At 46.3% G+C, this 726-nt stretch carries 1 protein-coding gene; it reads left to right on the plus strand.

All coding sequences use genetic code 11. The features are described from left to right. Nucleotides 1-214: 214 nt before the first annotated feature. Nucleotides 215-726: hypothetical protein (locus VZ95_RS24785; RefSeq protein ID WP_198148472.1), on the plus strand; the 512-nt coding region annotated here is incomplete at its 3' end.

The raw sequence follows: 726 nt of genomic DNA on the forward strand, positions 1-726 counted from the left end.
CGGTTCGCATGGATTGATTGTACACCCAAAAAAATGAGTGGGCGATTTGTTTCGGCGGCTGGGTCTGGGTAAATAGAGGTTAGCGGGCATAGTCGCAGCTTCGGAATGCGTTTGATTGCAGATGCTCGATGCCGTTACACTTTAAGGACGGAATTGGTCGCAAGCTGCATCCCGATAGACCGCATGGTTGGGATGCCGCTGAAGGGATAAGAGTATGGCAAAAAAAATGACCGGTAAGATTACTGCAAGAAAAATAAGGTTTATTCGGAAAAACAAGGGACGTCTGAAATATTGGAGACATTTCAGGAGAAGTGTTGGCGTTTTCTGGCCACTTTCTATTTTACTGATCGGTGCAATTTGCTGTGTTATTGTCTCTCTTTTTTATGTCTCGGTTCATGCCCCGGAGTGGACGCTTCGCGAACTTGGTATTCAGGATAGAATTGATCTCTCTGGTCCATCCCTCTCTAATCAGGGCAATATTGTCTTAAAAGCGGAGCGCGAGAGTGCCTTTGAGAAACTCGGGCCTGTAGGCGATTTCTTCGGTGGAATCATTAACCCAGTCCTGACTTTTATCTCGGTCTGCTTGTTGCTCTTGAGTATAAAAACGCAGAGAGAAGAGCTAAAGGAGACCAGAAAAGAAATGCAGGCGGCAACCCTGCAGGCAGAGAGAACAGCTACCGCTGCTAAAGAGTCGATTAAAGTGACAAAAATAAATGAAAGGCCCCT

Source organism: Elstera litoralis, from assembly GCF_000963705.1.
Lineage (GTDB): Bacteria > Pseudomonadota > Alphaproteobacteria > Elsterales > Elsteraceae > Elstera > Elstera litoralis.